The sequence below is a fragment of the Phytoactinopolyspora endophytica genome, from assembly GCF_004138495.1.
Taxonomy (GTDB): Bacteria; Actinomycetota; Actinomycetes; order Jiangellales; family Jiangellaceae; genus Phytoactinopolyspora; species Phytoactinopolyspora endophytica.
The window spans coordinates 24,248-26,810 of the sequence record NZ_ML142855.1 but is presented as its reverse complement, the minus strand read 5'-3'; the positions used below and the strand labels follow the sequence as shown (position 1 = coordinate 26,810).

The window sequence follows — 2,563 nt, the reverse complement described above, 5'->3', positions numbered from 1 at the left end:
GTACAGGTCCGACGAGGGCCGGCCGGGTGGCGGAAAGACACCCGGCCGGCCCTGGATGAGTCACTGACTCACGGTTGTCGGATCACTCGGCTCGGTACCACTGCTCCTCGTTCCAGACCAGCTGAGTCTGGGTCGCCGTAGGCCGGACGTTCTCCAGCGTCGAGTCGTACCCGACGACGCCCGGGTGGACGAAGAGCGGGATGCTGAACAGGTCGTCCCACAGCAGCTTCTCGATCTTCTTCGTCTGCTCCAGGTGGACGCTCTCGTCCGTGGTGCTGACGAGCGTGTCCCATTCCGCGTCGACCTCTTCGTTGGAGTACTGGCCGTAGTTCTGCGGGCGCCCCGTCCCGTAGATGTTCTGGCCCGAGGCCTTCTGGCCGGAGCCGGCGAACGCGAACAGCGCCAGCTCGTAGTCACCGGACTCCTGGGTACCGCCGGGCTGGAAGAAGTCCTCGCTGCCGACGTCGACGATGTCGAACCCGGCCTGGTCGCAGCTCTCCTTGATCAGCGAGACCTGGTCGGTACGGCGGGGGTTGGGCGCCGAGTAGCCGATCCGCACCTCGACCGGCGTCTCCACACCCGAGGCGTCGACGTTTGCCTGCGCCGCGTCCAGGTCCACCTCGTCGTAGCGGCCGTCATAAGACTCCGCTACCACCTCGTCGTACTCCTCCAGGAACGGGAACGTCTCACGAGCGTTCAGAACCACCGCTTCCGGATCGATCGGCGCGATGAGGTTGTCCACGATCTGCTGGCGCGGCACGCACTGCGCGATAGCTTCCCGCAGCTCGTGACTGTCGGCGAACGGGCTCCCCTCCTGGAAGTTGAAGTCCAGGTGTTCCCAGGTCAGCGTCTCGTACGTCTCCGTGGTGATCTGACCTTCCAGCGCCTGCAGCTGGGCCAGGGTGTCCACTGTGGCCTGCGGCTGGGTGGCGTTGAGGTCACCGTTCTGCAGCGCTTGGACGTGGGTGTCAGCCGCGGCGAACCGGAAGACCAGCTCCTGAGTGCCGGGCGCCGAACCCCAATACTCGTCGTAGGCCTCGAGCGTGACGTACTGGCCGGCCGACCAGCCGTCCTCCGCCAGGCGGTACGGGCCGCTCACCGGCACCAGCTCGGGGTCGGGCAGCTCACCGGGGTTGGGCGAGAGCCAGCCTTCGTTCCAGAACTCGGCCGCGTCCGCGACCGCCTCGGTGTCACCGTCGAGGATGGCTTGGCTGAGCTCTTCCGTGTCCATGCCGGCCTGCTCGGCCACGATGTGTGCCGGGTACACGCCGCCGACCAGCAGTTTCCAGTCCGCATAGGGCTCGGTGTACTCGACCGTGAACTCTTTGCCCGTGGCGTCTCCCTGCGGGCCGTCCGGCACGTACTCGCCGAAGTTGGTCGAGCTGACCGTGTTGAACAACGGCTCGTCATCGTCGTTGACCATCTGCGGACTCTGAGTCGCCCAGTCGAGGATGTAGTCCGCGGCCGTCACCGGTGTTCCGTCGGACCACTGCACCTCGTCGTTGATGGTGTACTGGACGGTCAGCGGGTCCTCCTCGAGCACCTCGATGGTGCCCCATTCGGTGTCCTCGCAGATGGTGCCGTCGATACCGTAGTACCAGAAGCTGCCCGACATCCGGGCGTTGATGGTGTTGTTGTACGTCGTGTACGTACTCGGCGTGTCGCTATTGAAACCGCTCCATTCCGGCTCGCCGGTGGAGAAGTAGATCGAGCCGTCCTGGGTCTCCAGGGCGCCGAGATCCTCCTTGCAAGGTTCGCCGCTGGCTTCGGAGTCCGAATCCGAGTCCGAGCCCTGATCCTCCTCCGCCTGTCCGTCGTCGCCGGCCGGCTCCTCGTCGTCGTCACTGCCACATGCGGCCAAGACGAGTGCGCTCGCCGCTGCGACGGCAAGGACCGCCCCACCTCTGCGCTTGAATGTCAACTTGGACTCCTCAGTACGTCAAGGGCTCCGATACGGATCCCAACAAAACACTTGACACACACCATCATTTGCTGCAGCCCTGCACAAGTGGCCGGGACAGAAGTTACTGAGCTGCAATCCATATCCTGCCGAGTTACGCAAAATGTAACAGTTTGACCACAGCGATTGCAGGAAAACGTCCTGCGCACGGCAGTGGACACCGAATGACTGACGCCAACAAGCCGGCACGGAGAGACAACCGTTGTCTTGACCAACCTCATGCCCATGAGACCGTGGCGCCAATACAGGCAGGCCATAGCATACGCCGCCTCGCCGCGCCAGATCCGTCAGATGTGAAATTCGACCGCGGCCTGGCTACGCCGGAGAACTGCTATCGAAATGAGCCTTCGACTCAGCTGAGCTCAGGGCCGCTGCCGGAACGGGGCGAGCGTGGCGCGCACGAGGTCGGCGGCGCCCCAGTCGGGGTCGAACTGGGCTATCACGGCCAGGTGCTGGCGTAGCTGGAGGATCGGCATGCGTTCGCGCCAGTCGCGGTCGAGGCCGGTCAGCTCGGCGTACAGGTCAAAAAAGACGTGCGTCTCGGGCGGCGGCTCCGTCGTCCACAGGTGGGCGAGGTCGACCTCGGCCCACGTGTACGACACG

Annotated in this window: 1 protein-coding gene and 1 pseudogene; both read right to left on the bottom strand. The window is 64.7% G+C overall.

The features are described from left to right. Positions 1-82 precede the first annotated feature (82 nt). On the bottom strand, positions 83-1,921 hold the full coding sequence (locus tag ELR45_RS14970) for an ABC transporter substrate-binding protein (protein WP_129667138.1): 1,839 nt from the start codon (positions 1,919-1,921) through the stop codon (positions 83-85). A gap of 401 nt (positions 1,922-2,322) precedes the next feature. After that, positions 2,323-2,563: pseudogene (locus ELR45_RS14965) on the bottom strand (fructosamine kinase family protein); the annotation flags it as partial.